Raw genomic sequence first — 16,988 nt, 5'->3', positions numbered from 1 at the left:
ACCCGGACGTCCACCGGCCACCCCCTGTGGACACGCGGCATACGCTGCGCACATGCCCGGCACGACCCCTCCCCGCGCGACCGGTCACGAGGTGCTCGCCGCCGTCCTCCAGGTCCGCGACGGCAGGCTCTGCGTCCTGGCCTGGCAACGGGGCATCGCCCCCGACGAGGGCCGCTGGGCGCTGCCGGGCGGGCGGCTGGGCGACGACGAGGACGTCGAGGAGTCGGTCCGTCGCCAGCTCGCCGAGAAGGTCGACCTGCGCGACGTCGCCCACGTCGAACAGCTGGGCGTGTTCTCGGCGCCGCACCGGGTCCCCGACGCGCGGATCGTCGCCACCGCGTTCCTCGGGCTCGTCCCCTCCGACGCCGACCCCGCCGTCCCCGACGACACCGCGTGGCAGCCCGTGGACGCCTTGCCCGCCACCGCCTTCGACCACGCCTGCATCGTCGCCGACGCCCTGGACCGCCTGCGCGCCAAACTTTCCTACACCAACATCGGGTTCGCGCTGGCCCCCGCGGAGTTCACGGTCTCGGCCCTGCGCGAGATCTACGCGGGCGCCCTCGGACACCCCGTGTCGGCCACCAACCTGCAACGCGTGCTCACCCGGCGCGGCCAGCTCGAGCCCACCGGCGCCGTCGCCCCACCCGGTCCCGCCGGCGGCCGGCCCGCGGCGTTGTTCCGCTTCACCCGCCGCAGCCTGCGGGTCACCGACGCATTCGCCGTGCTGAGGCCGCCAGGCGAGGTCAGCCGGGCCGTCGTACCGTAGACAGGTGACGACGCTCCCCCTGTTCCCGCTCGGGACGGTACTCATGCCGGGGTCGTCGCTACCGCTGCACATCTTCGAGCCGCGCTACCGCCAGCTCACCGTCGACCTCGTGACCGGTGCGGTGCCGGACAAGCAGTTCGGCGTCGTCGCCGTGCGCGAGGGCTTCAGCCCCGACGCCGACGGCCTCGCCGCGCTGCACGCCGTGGGCTGCACCGCCGAACTGCTCGACGTGCAGCGCCTGCCCGACGGCCGCTACGACATCGTGACCCGTGGCGTGCAACGGTTCCGGCTGCTCGCGATCGACGACACCGAGAAGCCCTACCTCACCGGCACCGTCGAGGTCCTGCCCGACGACCCGCTCGCCGACGAGCCCGAAGGCACCACCCGCTACCTCAGCGCCGCGGCCCGCGACGCCCACCGCCGCTACTGCACGACGGCGTGGAAGAGCGACGACTGGTCCGAGCCGAGCCCCGACATCGAGCCGCAGCACCTGCCGCACGTCCTGGCCGCCGACTGTCTGCTGCCCATCGGCGACCGGCAGCGCCTGCTGGAGCAGACGTGCCCGACCGAGCGGCTGCGGCTGGTCCGCGAGCTGCTCGCCCGGGAGACGGGTCTGCTCGGCCGGCTGCGGGCCGTCCCCGCCCCGATGACGACGTTCGCGGTGGAACAGAGCCCGAACTGAGCCCGGCCCGGCCACGCCCCCGCGTCGGTCAGCTCCAGCCGTAGCGCGACCGCAGCTGGTCGGCGACCCGGTCGAAGCGGTCGCGGTCGAGGATCGCGCCCTCGCGGCGGATGTCGTGCTCACCGATCTCGAGGACCCGGTCGAGCCGCACGAACGACTCACGGCCCTCGCGGTCCCACGCGCCGGTGCCGATGCCGGCCCAGTCGCGGTCGCCCTCGCGCTTGTGCTGGCTCGACAGCATGAGCGCCAGCAGCTCACCGCCACCCTTGCCGACGACGAGCAACGGCCGGTCCTTGCCCTGGCTCGCGTCCTCCTCGTAGGGCACCCAGGCCCAGACGATCTCACCGGGGTCGGCCGCACCGTCGAGGTCCGGCGCGTAGGCGATCCTGCGGGCGCGATCGGCGGTCGGCGCGGTGCGGACACCGCCGTTCCCCCGAGGAGCCGGCGCCTGGCTGCGACGCGGGGGCGCGGGCCGCGCGGACTCCTGCTTCTGGTTCGAGCTGCTCAGCAGCTTCAGCCCGACGTCGACGACCTGCTTGAGCAGGTTCCCCCAGTTCGCCATGGCGCACAGCATGTCAGGCGGCCGGGCCGGCCCCGTGAGGGGCGTGACCGGCCGTGGCCGGTCACGCCCCTCACGGGCTGGTGGTCTCCCCGTGGCGGCTGCAGCGGGCCTTCCAGCCGAAGGGGTCGACCTGCACGACCATCCGGCGCGCACACAGCGCGCAGAAGCGCGGCGGCTCCAGGGTGCGGCGGGTCGCGCAGCGCTCGTGACCCGGATCGGCGGCGGGTGCGCCGCACTGGTCGCAGAACTGCGCCGCGCCGTCGGCGGCCGGCTCCTGCACGGGCGCCGTCACAGGGTCTCGTTGAGGGCCTTGATCGGCATCTGCAGCTCGCCGAGCAGGTCGATGTCGGACTCGGCGGGCCGGCCCAGCGTCGTCAGGTAGTTGCCGACGATGACGGCGTTGATGCCACCGAGCAGGCCCTGGCGCGCACCGAGGTCGCCCAGGGTGATCTCGCGGCCCCCGGCGAAGCGCAGCACCGTGCGCGGCATCGCGAGGCGGAAGGCGGCGACGGTGCGCAGCGCGTCGGGACCCGACATCTGCTCCAGGTCGCCGAACGGCGTGCCCGGCCGCGGGTTGAGGAAGTTCAGCGGCACCTCGTCGGGGGTGAGCTCGGCGAGCTGCGCGGCGAACTCCGCACGCTGCTCCAGCGACTCCCCCATGCCCACGATCCCGCCGCAGCAGACCTCCATGCCGGCCTCGCGCACCAGCCGCAGCGTCTCCCAGCGCTCCTCCCACGTGTGCGTGGTGACGACGTTGGTGAAGTACGACTTCGCCGTCTCGAGGTTGTGGTTGTAGCGGTGCACACCCATCTCGGCCAGCCGCGTCACCTGGTCCTCGTCGAGCATGCCCAGCGAGCAGGCGACGTTGATGTCGACGGCGTCCTTGATCGCGGCGACACCGGCGGCGACCTGGCTCATCAGGCGCTCGTCGGGCCCGCGGACGGCGGCGACGATGCAGAACTCCGTCGCACCGGTCTTGGCGGTCTGCTTCGCGGCCTCGACGAGCATCGGCACGTCGAGCCAGGCCGCGCGCACGGGGGAGGCGAACAGGCCCGACTGCGAGCAGAAGTGGCAGTCCTCGGGGCAGCCGCCGGTCTTGAGCGAGATGATGCCCTCGACCTCGACCTCCGGGCCGCACCAGCGCATCCGGACGTCGTGGGCCAGCGCCAGGAGGTCGTCGAGCGACTCGTCGGGCAGCTGCAGGACCTCCAGCACCTGTTCCTGCGTCAGGCCCTCGCCGCGTTCGAGCACCTGCTCCCGCGCGGTCGCCAGGATGTCGCCGGCGGCGGGGTGACCCGCGCGGTCCGACGTCGACGTCGTCGAGATACTCACGCTTCGGGAGTCTGCCATTCCCCGCCGAGCGGGGCCCCCAGACTGTGACGCGCAACCGTTGCGAACCGGGCGGCGTCGAGGACCCCGGAACCCTCCGGAAGGGCTCCGACCAGCGGTATCCCGGTCACCTCGGGAAGATCGGTCAGGTTGCAGATCATCGCCGGATCGGGCGTTTCGGGCAGGGATCCCACGACGATCCCGGCACAGACCAGCCCGGCGGCGCGCAGGGCGCGCGTCGTCAGCTCGGTGTGGTTGAGCGTGCCGAGGCCCGCGGCGGCGACGACGAGGACCGCGGCGCCCAGCCCCGCGGCCACGTCGACGAGGGTGCCGTCGGCGGTGAGCCGCACCAGCAGCCCGCCCGCACCCTCGACGAGCACGAGGTCGTGGTCGCGGTCGAGCTCGCGCGCGGCGGCGACCGCGGCGCGCGGGGTGACGGGGTCCATGCCGGCGCGGCGGGCGGCGGTCAGCGGCGCCAGCGGCTCCGGGAACCGGCCGAGCTCCCGGGTGGTGACCGCGCCACCGGTCAGCCGGCTGACGGCGGCGAGGTCGCCGGGCTCCCCCGGCGCGACGCCGGTCTGGACGGGTTTGAGGACGGCGACCCGCTCCCCCCGCCCGGCGGCGACGGCCGCGACCGCCGCGGTGACGACGGTCTTGCCGACGTCGGTCCCGGTTCCGGTGACGACGAGGATGCTCATGCCTGCCGCAGGACCTCGGTGAGGACGCGGCGGGCGCGGTCGAGGTCGGCGTCGGTGAGGTCGGCGCGCGCGGTCAGCCGCAGCCGGCTGGTGCCCTCGGGCACCGACGGTGGCCGGAAGCACCCGACCCGCAGGCCCAGCTCGGCGCACCGCTGCGCGGCGGCGAACGCCCGCTCGGGCTCCCCCAGCACCACGGGGACGACCGCCGACGGCGGGGCGGCCACACCCGCGGCGTCGGCCAGCGCGGCGGCCGCGGACAGGACCGCTTCGGGCAGACCCGGTTCGTCGCGAAGAATGTGAAGGGCCGCAAGGGCTGCTCCCGCGGAGGCGGGCGCGAGGCCGGTGTCGAAGATCATCGTCCTGGCGGCGTCCACGAGGTGCTCCACGACCCGCCGCGGCCCGAGCACGGCCCCACCCTGGCTGCCCAGCGCCTTGGACAGCGTCACGGTCAGGACGACGTCGTCGGCGCCGGCGAGGCCCAGCTCGGCGGCCAGGCCGCGGCCGCCGTCGCCGCGCACCCCGAGCCCGTGGGCCTCGTCGACGACCAGGACCGCGCCCCGAGCCCGGCACACCGCGTGCAGCGCGTCGAGGGGGCAGAGGGTGCCGTCGGCGGAGGTGACGGCGTCGGTGACGACGAGCGCGCGATCCTCGGTGCGGGCGGCGAGCGCGGCGTCGACGGCGGCGACGTCGGCGTGCGGGGTCACCGCCACCCGCGCCCGGGACAGCCGGCAGGCATCGACGATGGAGGCGTGGTTGGCCCCGTCGGACACCACGAACGACCCGGCGCCCGACAGGGCGGTGACGACGCCGATGTTCGCCGCGTAGCCCGAGGAGAACACCAGCCCCGCCTCGGCGCCGGCGAACGCGGCCAGCTCGTCCTCCAGCCGGGCGTGCAGCTCGGTGCTCCCCGTGACCAGCCGCGACCCCGTGGACCCCGCCCCCCACGTCCGCAGTGCCGCGACCCCGGCGTCGACGACCCGCTTGTCGCGCGAGAGCCCCAGGTAGTCGTTGCCCGCGAGGTCGAGCTGCGGCTCGTCGGCGGCGCGGTGGCGCAGCGCGCGGCGCAGCCCGGCGCCCCGGCGGTCCGCGGCCGCGCGGTCGAGCCAGTCGAGCGGATGCTCCGGTCTGTCGTCCACGGCGTCCACATCGGGACCATAGGCGCCCGTGTCACCCGTGCGCATGTGACGTCGCGCGAGGCCCGCGGGCCATGATCGGTCGAGCAGTCCGCGAGGGGTCGAGGAGGAGCGGTACATGAGCTGGGAGATGGTCGACGAGGGATGGGGCCGCAAGGCCGTCGACTGGGCGACGCTCGCCGAACCGCACGCCGTGCGGGAGTACGTGTTCGTGCACCGCCTGCTGGACGTGCGCCCGGGCGTCGACCTGCTCGACGTGGCCTGCGGCGCGGGGCTGTCCCTCGAGCTGGCGGGCGTGGCCGGGGCCCGGGTGTCGGGCATCGACGCCTCGCCGCGGCTGGTCGAGGTCGCCCGGCTGCGCAACCCCGGCTGCGACATCCGCGTCGGCGACATGGCCGATTCCGGGTTCGACGACTCCTCGTTCGACCTGGTCACGAGCTTCCGGGGGATCTGGGGCACGACACCCGCCGCGATCACCGAGGTCGCCCGGGTGCTGCGCCCGGGTGGCAAGGTGGCACTGACGTTCTGGGGCGACATGGCCGCCACACCGGGCGGGCGGCTGCTCGCCCCGTTCCGGCTGGCGACGCAGGCGCAGATCGGCCACCAGTCCGCGATGGTCGGGCTCAAGCAGCCCGGCGTCGCCGCGGCCTTCCTCGCCTCGGCAGGTCTGGAGCCCGGCGAGCTGATCGACGTCCCCTTCGTCATGGAGTACGCCGACGCCGAGCACTACGCACGTGGCCTGGCCGCGAGCGGGCCCGCCTACGAGGCGATCCAGACCGCGGGCGCGGAGGCGTTCCACGCCGCGTGCATGGACGCCGTGCAGCCGTTCCTGCAGGACGGCCTGCCGATCCGGGCGGCCATCCGGCTGTTCGGGATCGTCGGCACCAAACCGGCCTGACCCCGAAACCTGCCTGACCCGGCCGTCCCCCCGAACCGGGCGCAACCTCACGGTCGTGACCCGGCCCGCGCACGACCGTGGGGTTGCGCGCGGGACGCCGGGCGGCGCGAGACCGACCCGGTGGCCAGGGGCCCCGGCGCTCACCGGCTCAGGCGGCGGCTGCCGCGGCGCAGACGCCGGCGGTGATCGTCGCGATCTCGTCGGCGGTGCAGACGTAGGGCGGCATCGTGTAGACGAGATCGCGGAACGGCCGCAGCCACACCCCCGCCGCGACGGCCGCCTCGGTGGCCGCCCCCATGTCGACCTCGTGGTCGAGCTGCACGACGCCGATCGCCCCCAGGACGCGCACGTCGCGCACCCCGGGCAGCGCGCGCGCCGGGGCCAGCCCGGCACGCAGACCGTCCGAGATCGCGGCGACCCGGCCACGCCAGTCGCCACCGCGCAGCAGCCCGATCGACGCCCCCGCCACCGCGCACGCCAGCGGGTTGCCCATGAACGTCGGGCCGTGCATCAGCACCCCGGCCTCGCCGCCGGAGATGCCGCGGGCCACCTCGGGGGTGCACAGGGTCGCGGCCAGGCTCATGTACCCGCCGGTCAGCGCTTTGCCGACGCACATGACGTCGGGCGCGACACCGGCGTGGTCGGCGGCGAACATCTCCCCCGTCCGGCCGAACCCCGTGGCGATCTCGTCGAACACCAGCAGCACGTCGTTGGCCAGGCACAGCTCCCGCAGGACGTGCAGGTAGCGGGGGTCGTGGAAACGCATCCCGCCCGCACCCTGCACGACCGGCTCGACGATCACCGCGGCCAGCTCGTCGGCGTGGGTCTCGACGAGCCGGGCCAGCTCCTCGACGTAGCCGGGCTCGAACGCCCGCGGCGGTGCCGACGCGAACACCTGCCGCGGCAGCACGTCGCGCCACAGCGAGTGCATGCCGCCGTCGGGGTCGCACACGCTCATCGCGCCGAACGTGTCGCCGTGGTAGCCGCCGCGCCACGTCAGCAGCCGGTGCTTGCCCGGGCGGGCGCGGGAGCGCTGGTACTGCAGGCACATCTTGATCGCGACCTCCACCGACACCGACCCGGAGTCGGACAGGAAGACGTGCCCGAGCTCGCCCGGGGCGAGGTCGACGAGGGCACGGGCCAGCGCCACGGCGGGGCCGTGGGTGAGGCCGCCGAACATGACGTGGCTCATCGTCCCCAGCTGGGCGGTGACCGCAGCGTCGAGCACCGGGTGGCGGTAGCCGTGGATGGCCGCCCACCACGACGACATCCCGTCGACGACCTCGACGGTCCGGCCCCCCGGGGCGGCCAGCCGCAGCCGCACCCCCTCCGCCGACACGACCGCGCGCGGCATGACCGTCGCCGGCATCGGGGAGTACGGATGCCATACGAGGTCGCGGTCGGCGGCGAGGAGATCGTCGGGGGTCACGACCCCGACCCTATGCGGCGTCTACGCTGGCCGGACCATGTCCGTCGCCGCCGAGGATCCGGCCGGCCGCCCGGCGCTGTCGCGCCGCCGCGAGATCGGCTCCGCCAGCGCGCGGTCGATGCTGCTCACGGTGCTGGGGGAGTTCGTCCTCCCCCACGATCAACCGGTCTGGACGCAGACGCTGGTCGACGTGCTGGGCAGGCTCGGCGTCGAGCAGAAGTCGGCCCGGCAGGCGCTGGCGCGCACCGCCGCCGAGGGGCTGCTCACCTCCGACCGGGAAGGTCGCCGGGTCCGCTGGTCGCTCTCGGAGCCCGGCCGGCGGCTGCTGTCCGACGGGGCCGCGCGCATCTACGGGTTCGGCACCCCCGCCGCGGCCTGGGACGGCCGCTGGCTGGTGCTGCTCGTGAGCGTCCCGGAGTCGCGCCGGCAGCTGCGGCACCGGCTGCGCACCCGGCTCGCGTGGGCCGGGTTGGGCTCGCCGTCGCCGGGTGTGTGGATCTCTCCCGACCCGGGCAAGCAGGCCGAGGTCGCCGAGGTCGTCGCCGACCTGGAGCTCGACGAGGTGACCAGCTCGTTCGTCGGCCCGTTCGGGTCGATCGGCGCCGAGGCCGCCATGGTCGCCCAGGCCTGGGACCTCGCCGAGGTCGAGGCCGCCTACGAGGAGTTCATCGCCGACTTCGGCGGGCCCGGCCCCACCGACCCCGACGAGATCATGGTCCGCCAGGTGCAGCTCGTGCACGCGTGGCGACGGTTCCCGTTCCTGGACCCGCGGCTGCCCGCGGCGCTGCTGCCGCGCGAGTGGGCGGGCGCCCGCGCCGCCGGGCTGTTCGACAGCCTCCACGCCCGCTGGGAGGGCCCGGCACGCCGGCGCTGGGACGAACGCTCCGCGATCGGCTGACCGGCCCGACCCCCGTGTCCACGGGGTCGGAACCGAATTTCGTCTGATCTGCCCGGAACGTCACTGCCAGCGTTTGACACCCGATCGAGTGATGCTCAGCCTCGGGGCACCGCCGGCGACCCGGAGGTCGCCGCCTGATCGGGGAGCCGTGATGAGCAGCGACGATGCTGAACCCACCGCAGCCGTGACCACGACCGTGCAACGATCCCAACGACGACGGGCCGTGGTCGCGAGCACCGTCGGAACCACGATCGAGTGGTACGACTTCTTCCTCTACGGCACCGCCGCGGCACTGGTCTTCCCGCAGGTGTTCTTCCCCGGATCCGACCCCTACATCGGGATCATCGCGTCGTTCGGCACGCAGTTCGTGGGGTTCGCCGCCCGGCCCATCGGCGCCGCGATCTTCGGTCACTACGGCGACCGGATCGGCCGCAAGTCCACGCTCATCATCACGCTGCTCATGATGGGCATCGGGACGACGTTGATCGGTGTACTCCCGGGCCACGCCGCGATCGGCATCGCCGCACCGATCCTGCTGACGGTGCTGCGCCTGATCCAGGGTGTCGCCGTCGGTGGCGAGTGGGGCGGATCGGTGCTGCTCGCGATGGAGTGGGGTTCGAAGCGTCGCCGCGGGCTCATGGCGAGCTGGCCGCAGCTCGGTGTGCCGATGGGTCTGCTGCTCTCGACAGCACTCGTCCAGGTCGTCTCCCGCGCCACCGGCCCCTCGTTCCAGACGTGGGGCTGGCGGATTCCGTTCCTGGTGAGCATCGTGCTCGTCGGCATCGGGCTCTACGTCCGGCTGCGCGTGCTGGAGTCGCCCGAGTTCGCGGCCGTGCGCGACACGAAGACCGTTGCGCGCAGGCCGCTCCTCGACGTCATCCGCACCCAGTGGCGCGACATCCTCGTCGCCGCGTTCGTGCGCATGTCCGAACAGGCACCGTTCTACCTGTTCATCACCTTCGTCCTCACCTACGGCACGAAGCAGCTGCAGCTCGACCGCAACGACCTGCTCGGCTACACGCTGATCGCGGCCGCGATCGGACTGGTCAGCGTGCCGCTGTTCGGCTACCTCTCCGACCGGATCGGCCGCAAACTCATGTACGGCATCGGGGTCGTGGCGACCGGACTGTTCGCATTCCCCTATTTCGGGCTGCTCGACACGAAGGTCTCCGGGCTGGTGCTGCTCGCGATCGTCGTGTCGCTGATCTTCCACGACATGCAGTACGGCCCCCAGGCCGCACTGATCGCGGAGGTGTTCGGGACCACGGTCCGCTACTCCGGTGCCGGACTGGGCTACCAGCTGGCGTCGGTCATCGCCGGAGGACCGGCGCCCCTGATCGCCGCCGCGATCCTCGCGAGCACCGGGTCGAGCACCGGGATCGCCTGGTACATCGTCGGCTGCGCGGTGGTGTCGCTGATCGCGCTGTTCCTGATGCCCTCGGCCGGGCGGGGTGCGGACGCGAGGCCCCCCGTCCAGGCCTCCGTCCGGCAGACCTGAGCCGGACACGGACTGTGCCGCGAGGGTCCGGCACCCGCCGGCCGACGGTGCTCCTCAACCGGCGAGGTCGTGGTCCACCCGCGCACCCCCCGCCGCGATCGCCGGCGCCGCTTCGGCCGTGCGAACCGCGTCCCCGACCCGCCGGGTCAGGTCGTCGACCTCGGGCCGCACCGCCGGCGCCGGCGCCGAATGCACCGCGGCCACCGGCACCGAGCCACTCCAATCGACCCGCGACGAATGGGCGGCTTTCCTCGACGGGGCGAAGGCCGGCGAGTTCGAGTTCGACCGGCTCTGAGCCGTACCGGTTCGACGGCAGCGCCGAGAGTTCTCGCCACCGGCCGCCCCGTACCGCGCGTCAGCCGCCCAGGCAGCCCGGACCCAGCAGCGCCTTCAGGTCGCCCATCAGTGCCGACGTCGAGGTGACGCGCAGCGCGTCGTCGAGACGCAGCACCGTGGTGCGGGTGCCGTTGGTCAGGGTCAGGTGCACCGGCCGGGTGCCGGGATGGTTGACCAGCACGGCCTTGAGCTTGGCGACGATCGGCGGCGTGACCCGCGTGGCCGGGAGACTCACCGCCACGGGTGAGGTGTTCTCCTCCCCCGCGGCCTGCAGGTCGGGCACCGCGAGGTCGTTGGCGATCAGCGAGATCCGGTCGTCGCGCTTGGACACCCGCGCCTTGACCAGCACGATCGCGTCCTCGGCGACGTCGATCCCGACGACCTGGTAGGCCCGCGGGAAGAACAGCACCTCGATGCCACCGGCGAGGTCCTCGATCTGCGCCGACGCCCAGGGCTCGCCGTTCTTGTTCACCCGCCGGTTGACCCCCGCCAGGATGCCGCCGACGGTGACCTGTGCGCCGTCGCCGACCGTGCCGTCGAGGATGTTCTGGATCGGGGTGTCGGCCTTCGCGGCGAGCACACCCTCGACGCCGTGCAGCGGATGCCCGGACACGTACAGGCCGAGCATCTCGCGCTCGACGGCGAGCCGGTGCTTGGTGTCCCACTCGTCGTCGGGAACCTTGACGTCGAAGATCCCGGCCAGCGCCGGGTCGGTCTCCGCCTCGCCGTCCATGGAGCCGAACAGGTCGAACTGCCCCATCGAGGCGGCCTTCTTCGTGCTCATCACCGCGTCGATCGCGTCGGCGTGCACGAGGAGCAGGCCCTTGCGGGAGTGGCCGAGCGAGTCGAACGCGCCCGCCTTGATCAGCGACTCGATGACCTTCTTGTTGCAGACGACCGCGTCGACCTTGCGCAGGAAGTCGGAGAAGTCGGTGAACGCGCCCTTCTCCTTGCGCGCCGCCACGATCGCGTCGACCACGTTGAAGCCGACGTTGCGGATGGCGCCCAGCCCGAAGCGGATGTCGACGCCGACGGGCGCGAAGTTGCGCACCGACTGGTTGACGTCGGGGGGCAGCACCGTGATGCCCATCCGCCGGCACTCGGCCAGGTAGACCGCGGCCTTGTCCTTGTCGTCGCGGACGGAGGTGAGCACCGCGGCCATGTACTCGGCCGGGTAGTTGGCCTTCAGGTAGGCCGTCCAGTAGGAGACGACGCCGTAGGCCGCGGAGTGCGCGCGGTTGAACGCGTAGTCGGAGAACGGCAGCAGGATGTCCCACAGCGTCTTGACCGCGGCGGCGGAGTAGCCGTGGTCCTTCATGCCCTGGGCGAAGCCGGCGTACTCCTTGTCGAGGATCTCCTTCTTCTTCTTGCCCATCGCGCGACGCAGCAGGTCGGCCTTGCCGAGGGTGTATCCGGCGAGCTTCTGGGCGATCGCCATGACCTGCTCCTGATACACGATCAGGCCGTAGGTCTCGCCCAGGATGTCCTTGAGCGGCTCGGCCAGCTCCGGGTGGATCGGAGTGACCTCCTGCCGCTTGTTCTTGCGGTCGGCGTAGTCGTTGTGGGCGTTGGCGCCCATCGGGCCCGGCCGGTACAGGGCACCGACGGCGGAGATGTCGTCGAACTCGGTGGGGGCCATGCGGCGCAGCAGGTCGCGCATCGGGCCGCCGTCGAGCTGGAACACGCCCAGGGTGTCGCCGCGGGCCAGCAGGTCGTAGGTGGGCTGGTCGTCGAGCTCGACGTCCTCGATGACGAGCGGCGGCTTGCCGTTGAGCTCGATGTTCTCCAGCGCGTCGTCGATGATCGTGAGGTTGCGCAGGCCGAGGAAGTCCATCTTGAGCAGCCCGAGCGTCTCGCAGGCGCCCATGTCGAACTGCGTGATGATGGCGCCGTCGGCCTCGCGGCGCTGGATCGGGATGACGTCGAGCAGCGGCTTGCTCGACATGATCACGCCCGCCGCGTGCACGCCCCACTGGCGCTTGAGGCCTTCCAGCCCGCGCGCGGTGTCGATGATCTCGCGGACCTGCGCGTCGGACTCGTAGAGGGCCCGGACCTCGGTGGCCTCGGAGTAGCGCTTGTGCGCCGGGTCGAAGATCCCCGACAGCGGGATGTCCTTGCCCATGATCGCCGGCGGCATGGCCTTGGTGATCCGGTCGGCCACCGAGTAGCCGGGCTGGCCGAACAGCACGCGGGCCGAGTCCTTGATCGCGGCCTTCGCCTTGATCGTGGAGTAGGTGATGATCTGCGCGATGCGGTCCTCGCCGTACTTCTCCGTCGTGTAGCGGATCATCTCGCCGCGCCGACGTTCGTCGAAGTCCATGTCGATGTCGGGCATCGAGATGCGCTCGGGGTTGAGGAAGCGCTCGAAGATCAGCTTGTGCTTGATCGGGTCGAGGTCGGTGATCCCGAGGACGTAGGCGACGAGCGAGCCCGCCGCCGACCCGCGGCCGGGGCCGCAGCGGATGCCGACCTTCTTGGCGTGCTGGATGAGGTCGGCGGTGACGATGAAGTAGCCGGGGAAGCCCATCTGGATGATGACCGACAGCTCGTACTCGGCCTGCTTGCGGTACTGCTCGGTGACGCCGTTCGGGAACCTCATGTGGAGGCCCTTCTCGACCTCCTTGACCAGCCACGACTCCTCCGTCTCCCCCTCGGGGACGGGCGCGCGCGGCATCAGGTCCTGGCCCTCGGTGAACGACACGTCGACGCGCTCGGCGATCAACAGTGTGTTGTCGCAGGCCTCGGGGTGGATCGGGTCCCACTGGGCGCGCATCTCGGCGGCGGACTTGAGGTAGAAGTCCTGCGCGTCGAACTTGAAGCGGTTCGGGTCCGACATCGTCTTGCCGGTCTGCACGCAGAGCAGCACCTCGTGCGGCTTGGTGTCCTCGGCGTAGGTGTAGTGCAGGTCGTTCGTGGCCAGGCCCGGCAGGTCGAGCTTCTTCTTCAGCGCGAAGAGGTCCTCCTGGACCCGCTTCTCGATGTCGATGCCGTGGTCCATCAGCTCGCAGAAGAAGTTGTCCTTGCCGAAGATGTCGCGGTAGTCCGACGCGGCCTGGCACGCCGCGTCGAAGTCGCCCTGCTGGAGCAGCCGCGCGACCTCGCCCGAGGGGCAGCCGGTCGTCGCGATGATCCCCTTGCCGTAGGTCTCCAGCAGCTCGCGGTCCATACGCGGCTTGTAGTAGTAACCCTCGAGGCTGGCGAGCGAGGACAGCCGGAAGAGGTTGTGCATCCCCTCGGTGTTCTCGGCCAGCATCGTCATGTGCGTGTACATCAGGTCGGGGTTGTCGGCGTCCTTCGCCCCGAGCGAGGTGCGCTTGCGCTCGTGGCGGCTGCCCGGCGCGAGGTAGCCCTCCATGCCGATGATCGGCTTCACGCCCGACGCCTTGGCCTTGCGCCAGAACTCGTAGGCCCCGTAGACGTTGCCGTGGTCGGTCATCGCGAGGGCCGGCATGCCCATCTTGGCCGACTCGGAGAACAGGTCGTCGAGCCGCGCGGCACCGTCGAGCATCGAGAACTCGGTGTGGGTGTGCAGGTGGACGAAACTGTCGGTACTCGAGGCGGCTGTCATGGGGACCCGTCTGCTCCGTCCTCGCGCCGGGGGCGCGGTGCCGTCGGGCGCCCTCGGGGCGCGTGCCGTGATCCCCGCACGGGGCTCGCGGAGCGCCGCCGGGGAGGACCCCAGATTAGCCCCGGGCACCGACAACCTCGGCCACCCCCGCCGGGCCCGGCGGTATCCCCTGCTGACGGCTCCGGGGCGCGTGTCGCGCCGTCCCGCACGGCGCCCGCGCGCGGCGGCGGCACCCGGCTCAGGCCACCCGCAGGCCCGTCGCGACCCGGCCCGTCACCTCGGTGTAGACGTCCTCGAAGCGGTCGAGCGTCGCGTCGAGCGCGTGGCCTGCGACGATCTCGCGGCTCGCCGCGCCCATCCGGGCCCGCGTCGCCGGGTCGGCGAGCAGCGCACCCAGTGCGGCGGCGAGCCCGTCGACGTCGCCGGGGGTGTAGAGCCAGCCGTTGCGACCGGGCCGGACCAGGTGCGGCAGCGCCATCGCGTCGGCGGCGACGACCGGCTTGCCCGCCGACATCGCCTCCAGCGTCACCAGGCTCTGCAGCTCGGCGATGCCGGGCATCGCGAACACCGCGCACCGCCGGTAGGCCGCGACGAGCGTCTCCTCGTCGACGAACCCGTGGAACGTGACCCGGCCGGCCAGCCCGAGACGGTCGGCGAGCGCGGTCCAGGCCTCGCGGCGCGACCCGTCACCCACGATCTCGAGCCGGGTACCGGTCAGGCCCGCGGGCAGCGCGGCGAACGCGCGGAGCAGCTCGTCGACCCGTTTCTCCTCGTCGAGACGCCCGACGAACAGCACCGTCGGGACCGGTGCCTCGACACCACCTGCGTAGCGGGCGGAGTCGATGCCGCACGAGATCGGCAGGACGCCGTCGATACCGGCGGCGTCGGCGAGCAGGCCCGCCGCCCGCCCGGTCGGCGCGGTGACCACACCGGCCCGCCCGTAGACCCCGGCGAGGTCGCGCCACGCCCAGCGGGCGGCGGCCTGCTGCAGCACGTGCGGCACCTTGGCGTGGCCGAACAGGTTCTCGGGCATGAAGTGGTTCGTCGCCACCAGCGGCACACCGGCCCGCGACGCCGCGACCGCGGTCCCCCGGCCCACGACGAAGTGCGCCTGGACGTGCACGACGTCGGGCTGCAGGTCCTCGACCAGCGCCGCCGTCGCCGGCGACGCCTGCCACGGGAAGCAGACCCGGAAGTTGTCGTGCAGCGGGTAGCGGTGCGAGCGGACCCGGTGCACCCGGACCCCGTCGGCGCCCGGGCGCGGCGCTGCGCGGTGCGCGGTCGCGTCGGGCGACGGGGCCACGACGTGCACGTCGTGACCGCGCCCGGCGAGCCCGCCCGCGAGGCGCTCCGCGAACCGGGCGGCCCCGTTGACGTCGGGGGGGAAGGTGTCGGCGCCGATCAGGATCCGCAGCGGACGCACGGCGGTACCTCGCTCTCTGCTGGTGTCTGTCTGGACGATGGTCAGGAACGGCCGGACCGGACGAGCCGGTCGTCGTGGTGGTCGGTGCGCGCCTGTTCGCGGCGGCGCAGCGCGTCGGGGTGGTGGCGGGCCAGCGCGAGGACGCCGACCGCGGCGACGACCGCGCAGCCGGCCATGCCCAGCGCGGCGGGCGGCCCGGTCGCGGCGCCCTCGCCGAGCAGGGCGACCCCGAGCCCGACGGCCACGACCGGGTCGACGACGGTGAGCGTCGCGACGACCAGCTCGGCCGGGCCCGCGGCGAAGGCCTGCTGGACGAGCCAGCCCCCCGCCAGCAGCGCGACGACGATCGCGCCGGCCAGGCCGGCGACGTCGAGCACCGCGGCGCCGGCGGCGACCCGTTCGGCCAGCGCGCGGACGAGCGCGGACACCAGCCCGAACGCGGTGGCGCCCCCCGCGGCGCAGGCCAGGCAGCGCACGATCGGTGAGGTCGCCCGGGCGGCGACGGCGGCCAGCGCGAGGACGACGGTTCCGACCCCTGCCCCGGCGAGCGCGAGCGTCGTCGGGTCGGCGGCGCCGGAGACGGCGCTGCCCGCGGCGAGGGCGACGAACCCGGCGACCCCGCCGACGGCGAGCCCGACCGCGGCACCGACGGCCGCCGACGGCCTGGTCCCGGTCGCGCGGGCGACCAGGAGCACCGCGATCGGGACGGCGAGCACCCCGACCGGCTGGATCACCGACACGGGCGCGACGACGAGGGCGAGCGCGTGCAGGGTGGCTCCCGCACCGGCGAGCGCGAGGCCGAGGAGCCAGCCGGGGCGGCGCAGGAGGGCGACGAACCCGCCGGCGCCGAGGCGCGCGGCGCCGGTGCTGCGCGCCGACGGACCGGGAACGGCCTCGGCGGCCACGGCGCGGTGCTGCAGGATGCCGCCCACGGCGAAGCACGCGGCCGCGATCACGGCGGCGACGACGGCGAGCGCGGTCACCGGGCCACCTCCGCAGCCGCGGCGGGCGCCGGTCCGGCCGGTCCGGGGGCGGCGGGCAGGGAGGCAGCGGTCACGGGGGTGGCGGTCACGGGGGCGGGAACAGGGGCGTTCTGCGAGGTCACGGCGCCGCGGCGCAGGGCGCGCGCGGTCACCGGCAGCAGGACGATCACCAGCCCGTACAGAACACGCTCCACCAGCCCGAGCAGGGGAAATCCGGGTGAACCCAGCACGACGATCGGGACATGACTGAGCAGGAACGCGGCGTCCAGCGCGGCGGTCGCGAGCGTGAGCCGCACCAGCAGGACCGGGCGCGTCCCCCGGGCGACGAGCCCGCGGGCCACGACCATCGCGAGGACCGGCGCCAGCCCCAGCACGAGCGCGCCGCCCCAGCGGTGCACGACCGCGGAGATGTCGGCGGGGGCGCCGCCGACGTTCGTCGGGAACGCGGCGACCAGGCCGAGCCCGATCACCCACACCGCGGTCAGCGCGGCGAGCCCGGGGGCGCCCGGCAGCCGGGTCCGCCACGCGGCGACGGCGACGAACAGCCCGGCGGCAGCCAGCGCGGCCGACGACACCGCCAGCAGCGGGTAACCGTCGGGCACCGCGACGTAGTCGCTGACGGTCTGCGCCATCGGGTTCACCGCCCCGGCGCCCAGCACGTGCAGCACCAGGACGGGCAGGACGGCCAGCAGCGCCGCGCCCGTCACCCCCGCCGTGAGCGATGCCGGACCCCGGGCCACCTGCGCCGGCCCGCCCGTCCGATCCCCCCGGTTCCCCATGCCGGC

General features: G+C 73.5%; 16 protein-coding genes. 6 read left to right on the top strand and 10 right to left on the bottom strand.

From position 1 onward, the window contains the following. The first annotated feature begins 52 nt into the window (after positions 1-52). Positions 53-766, top strand: coding sequence for an NUDIX hydrolase (locus tag AB7F12_RS24565; protein WP_428497429.1), 714 nt, complete (start codon positions 53-55; stop codon positions 764-766). 4 nt (positions 767-770) lie between these two features. Beyond that, positions 771-1,448, top strand: coding sequence for an LON peptidase substrate-binding domain-containing protein (locus AB7F12_RS24560; protein ID WP_428497430.1), 678 nt, complete (start codon positions 771-773; stop codon positions 1,446-1,448). 28 nt (positions 1,449-1,476) lie between these two features. Here the strand turns inward: AB7F12_RS24560 and AB7F12_RS24555 are convergent, their stop codons facing one another. The 5 genes from AB7F12_RS24555 to AB7F12_RS24535 form a co-directional block, all read right to left on the bottom strand. Further along, on the bottom strand, positions 1,477-2,010 hold the full coding sequence (locus AB7F12_RS24555; protein ID WP_428497431.1) for a type II toxin-antitoxin system PemK/MazF family toxin: 534 nt from the start codon (positions 2,008-2,010) through the stop codon (positions 1,477-1,479). Positions 2,011-2,080: 70 nt separating this feature from the next. Then, a complete protein-coding gene (locus tag AB7F12_RS24550; RefSeq protein WP_428497432.1) occupies positions 2,081-2,302 on the bottom strand; it encodes a hypothetical protein in 222 nt (73 codons plus the stop codon). Beyond that, on the bottom strand, positions 2,299-3,360 hold the full coding sequence (gene bioB, locus AB7F12_RS24545; RefSeq protein WP_428497433.1) for a biotin synthase BioB: 1,062 nt from the start codon (positions 3,358-3,360) through the stop codon (positions 2,299-2,301). The genes AB7F12_RS24550 and bioB overlap by 4 nt, the downstream gene beginning before the upstream one ends. Then, positions 3,339-4,037, bottom strand: a complete 699-nt coding sequence (bioD, locus tag AB7F12_RS24540) for a dethiobiotin synthase (RefSeq protein WP_428497434.1) — start codon at positions 4,035-4,037, stop codon at positions 3,339-3,341. The genes bioB and bioD overlap by 22 nt, the downstream gene beginning before the upstream one ends. Further along, positions 4,034-5,173, bottom strand: a complete 1,140-nt coding sequence (locus AB7F12_RS24535; protein ID WP_428497460.1) for an 8-amino-7-oxononanoate synthase — start codon at positions 5,171-5,173, stop codon at positions 4,034-4,036. The genes bioD and AB7F12_RS24535 overlap by 4 nt, the downstream gene beginning before the upstream one ends. A 115-nt stretch (positions 5,174-5,288) precedes the next feature. Between AB7F12_RS24535 and AB7F12_RS24530 the strand changes: the two genes are divergently transcribed. Beyond that, on the top strand, positions 5,289-6,068 hold the full coding sequence (locus AB7F12_RS24530; RefSeq protein WP_428497435.1) for a class I SAM-dependent methyltransferase: 780 nt from the start codon (positions 5,289-5,291) through the stop codon (positions 6,066-6,068). A gap of 148 nt (positions 6,069-6,216) precedes the next feature. Here the strand turns inward: AB7F12_RS24530 and AB7F12_RS24525 are convergent, their stop codons facing one another. Next, positions 6,217-7,497 carry an adenosylmethionine--8-amino-7-oxononanoate transaminase gene (locus AB7F12_RS24525; RefSeq protein WP_428497436.1) on the bottom strand — a complete coding sequence of 427 codons (1,281 nt, stop codon included), beginning with the start codon at positions 7,495-7,497 and terminating at the stop codon, positions 6,217-6,219. A gap of 37 nt (positions 7,498-7,534) precedes the next feature. Between AB7F12_RS24525 and AB7F12_RS24520 the strand changes: the two genes are divergently transcribed. The 3 genes from AB7F12_RS24520 to AB7F12_RS24510 all read left to right on the top strand — a co-directional run bounded on the left by AB7F12_RS24520 (position 7,535) and on the right by AB7F12_RS24510 (position 10,188). Then, positions 7,535-8,395 (top strand): PaaX family transcriptional regulator, encoded by an 861-nt coding sequence (locus tag AB7F12_RS24520; RefSeq protein WP_428497437.1) that lies wholly within the window; start codon positions 7,535-7,537, stop codon positions 8,393-8,395. Positions 8,396-8,546: 151 nt separating this feature from the next. Continuing rightward, the gene (locus tag AB7F12_RS24515; RefSeq protein WP_428497438.1) at positions 8,547-9,893 is read left to right on the top strand and encodes an MFS transporter; all 1,347 of its coding nucleotides are present in this window, start codon (positions 8,547-8,549) and stop codon (positions 9,891-9,893) included. Between the two features lie 118 nt (positions 9,894-10,011). Continuing rightward, a complete protein-coding gene (locus AB7F12_RS24510) occupies positions 10,012-10,188 on the top strand; it encodes a hypothetical protein (RefSeq protein ID WP_428497439.1) in 177 nt (58 codons plus the stop codon). 60 nt (positions 10,189-10,248) lie between these two features. On the opposite strand, the gene dnaE is transcribed toward AB7F12_RS24510, so the two are convergent. From dnaE to AB7F12_RS24490, 4 genes are all read right to left on the bottom strand, one after another. Beyond that, positions 10,249-13,797, bottom strand: a complete 3,549-nt coding sequence (dnaE, locus tag AB7F12_RS24505) for a DNA polymerase III subunit alpha (protein WP_428497440.1) — start codon at positions 13,795-13,797, stop codon at positions 10,249-10,251. Between the two features lie 238 nt (positions 13,798-14,035). Beyond that, positions 14,036-15,220, bottom strand: coding sequence for a glycosyltransferase (locus AB7F12_RS24500; protein ID WP_428516375.1), 1,185 nt, complete (start codon positions 15,218-15,220; stop codon positions 14,036-14,038). Between the two features lie 41 nt (positions 15,221-15,261). Beyond that, entirely contained in the window at positions 15,262-16,203 is a 942-nt protein-coding gene (locus tag AB7F12_RS24495; protein WP_428497442.1) for a hypothetical protein, read from the bottom strand. Further along, on the bottom strand, positions 16,200-16,982 hold the full coding sequence (locus AB7F12_RS24490) for a DUF998 domain-containing protein (protein WP_428497443.1): 783 nt from the start codon (positions 16,980-16,982) through the stop codon (positions 16,200-16,202). The genes AB7F12_RS24495 and AB7F12_RS24490 overlap by 4 nt, the downstream gene beginning before the upstream one ends. Positions 16,983-16,988 lie beyond the last annotated feature (6 nt).

Source organism: Pseudonocardia sp. (assembly GCF_050250275.1).
In the GTDB taxonomy this organism is placed as follows: domain Bacteria; phylum Actinomycetota; class Actinomycetes; order Mycobacteriales; family Pseudonocardiaceae; genus Pseudonocardia.
The sequence above is the reverse complement of the archived record's forward strand: the minus strand, read 5'-3'. Positions and strand labels throughout refer to the sequence as shown.

What these genes read in the sequence shown, in the direction of transcription:
- dnaE (WP_428497440.1), bottom strand. Translation starts at nt 13,797, where the DNA reads ATGACAGCCGCCTCGAGTACCGACAGTTTCGTCCACCTGCACACCCAC.
- AB7F12_RS24490 (WP_428497443.1), bottom strand. Translation starts at nt 16,982, where the DNA reads ATGGGGAACCGGGGGGATCGGACGGGCGGGCCGGCGCAGGTGGCCCGG.
- AB7F12_RS24530 (WP_428497435.1), top strand. Translation starts at nt 5,289, where the DNA reads ATGAGCTGGGAGATGGTCGACGAGGGATGGGGCCGCAAGGCCGTCGAC.
- AB7F12_RS24565 (WP_428497429.1), top strand. Translation starts at nt 53, where the DNA reads ATGCCCGGCACGACCCCTCCCCGCGCGACCGGTCACGAGGTGCTCGCC.
- bioB (WP_428497433.1), bottom strand. Translation starts at nt 3,360, where the DNA reads ATGGCAGACTCCCGAAGCGTGAGTATCTCGACGACGTCGACGTCGGAC.
- AB7F12_RS24520 (WP_428497437.1), top strand. Translation starts at nt 7,535, where the DNA reads ATGTCCGTCGCCGCCGAGGATCCGGCCGGCCGCCCGGCGCTGTCGCGC.
- AB7F12_RS24555 (WP_428497431.1), bottom strand. Translation starts at nt 2,010, where the DNA reads ATGGCGAACTGGGGGAACCTGCTCAAGCAGGTCGTCGACGTCGGGCTG.
- AB7F12_RS24515 (WP_428497438.1), top strand. Translation starts at nt 8,547, where the DNA reads ATGAGCAGCGACGATGCTGAACCCACCGCAGCCGTGACCACGACCGTG.
- bioD (WP_428497434.1), bottom strand. Translation starts at nt 4,037, where the DNA reads ATGAGCATCCTCGTCGTCACCGGAACCGGGACCGACGTCGGCAAGACC.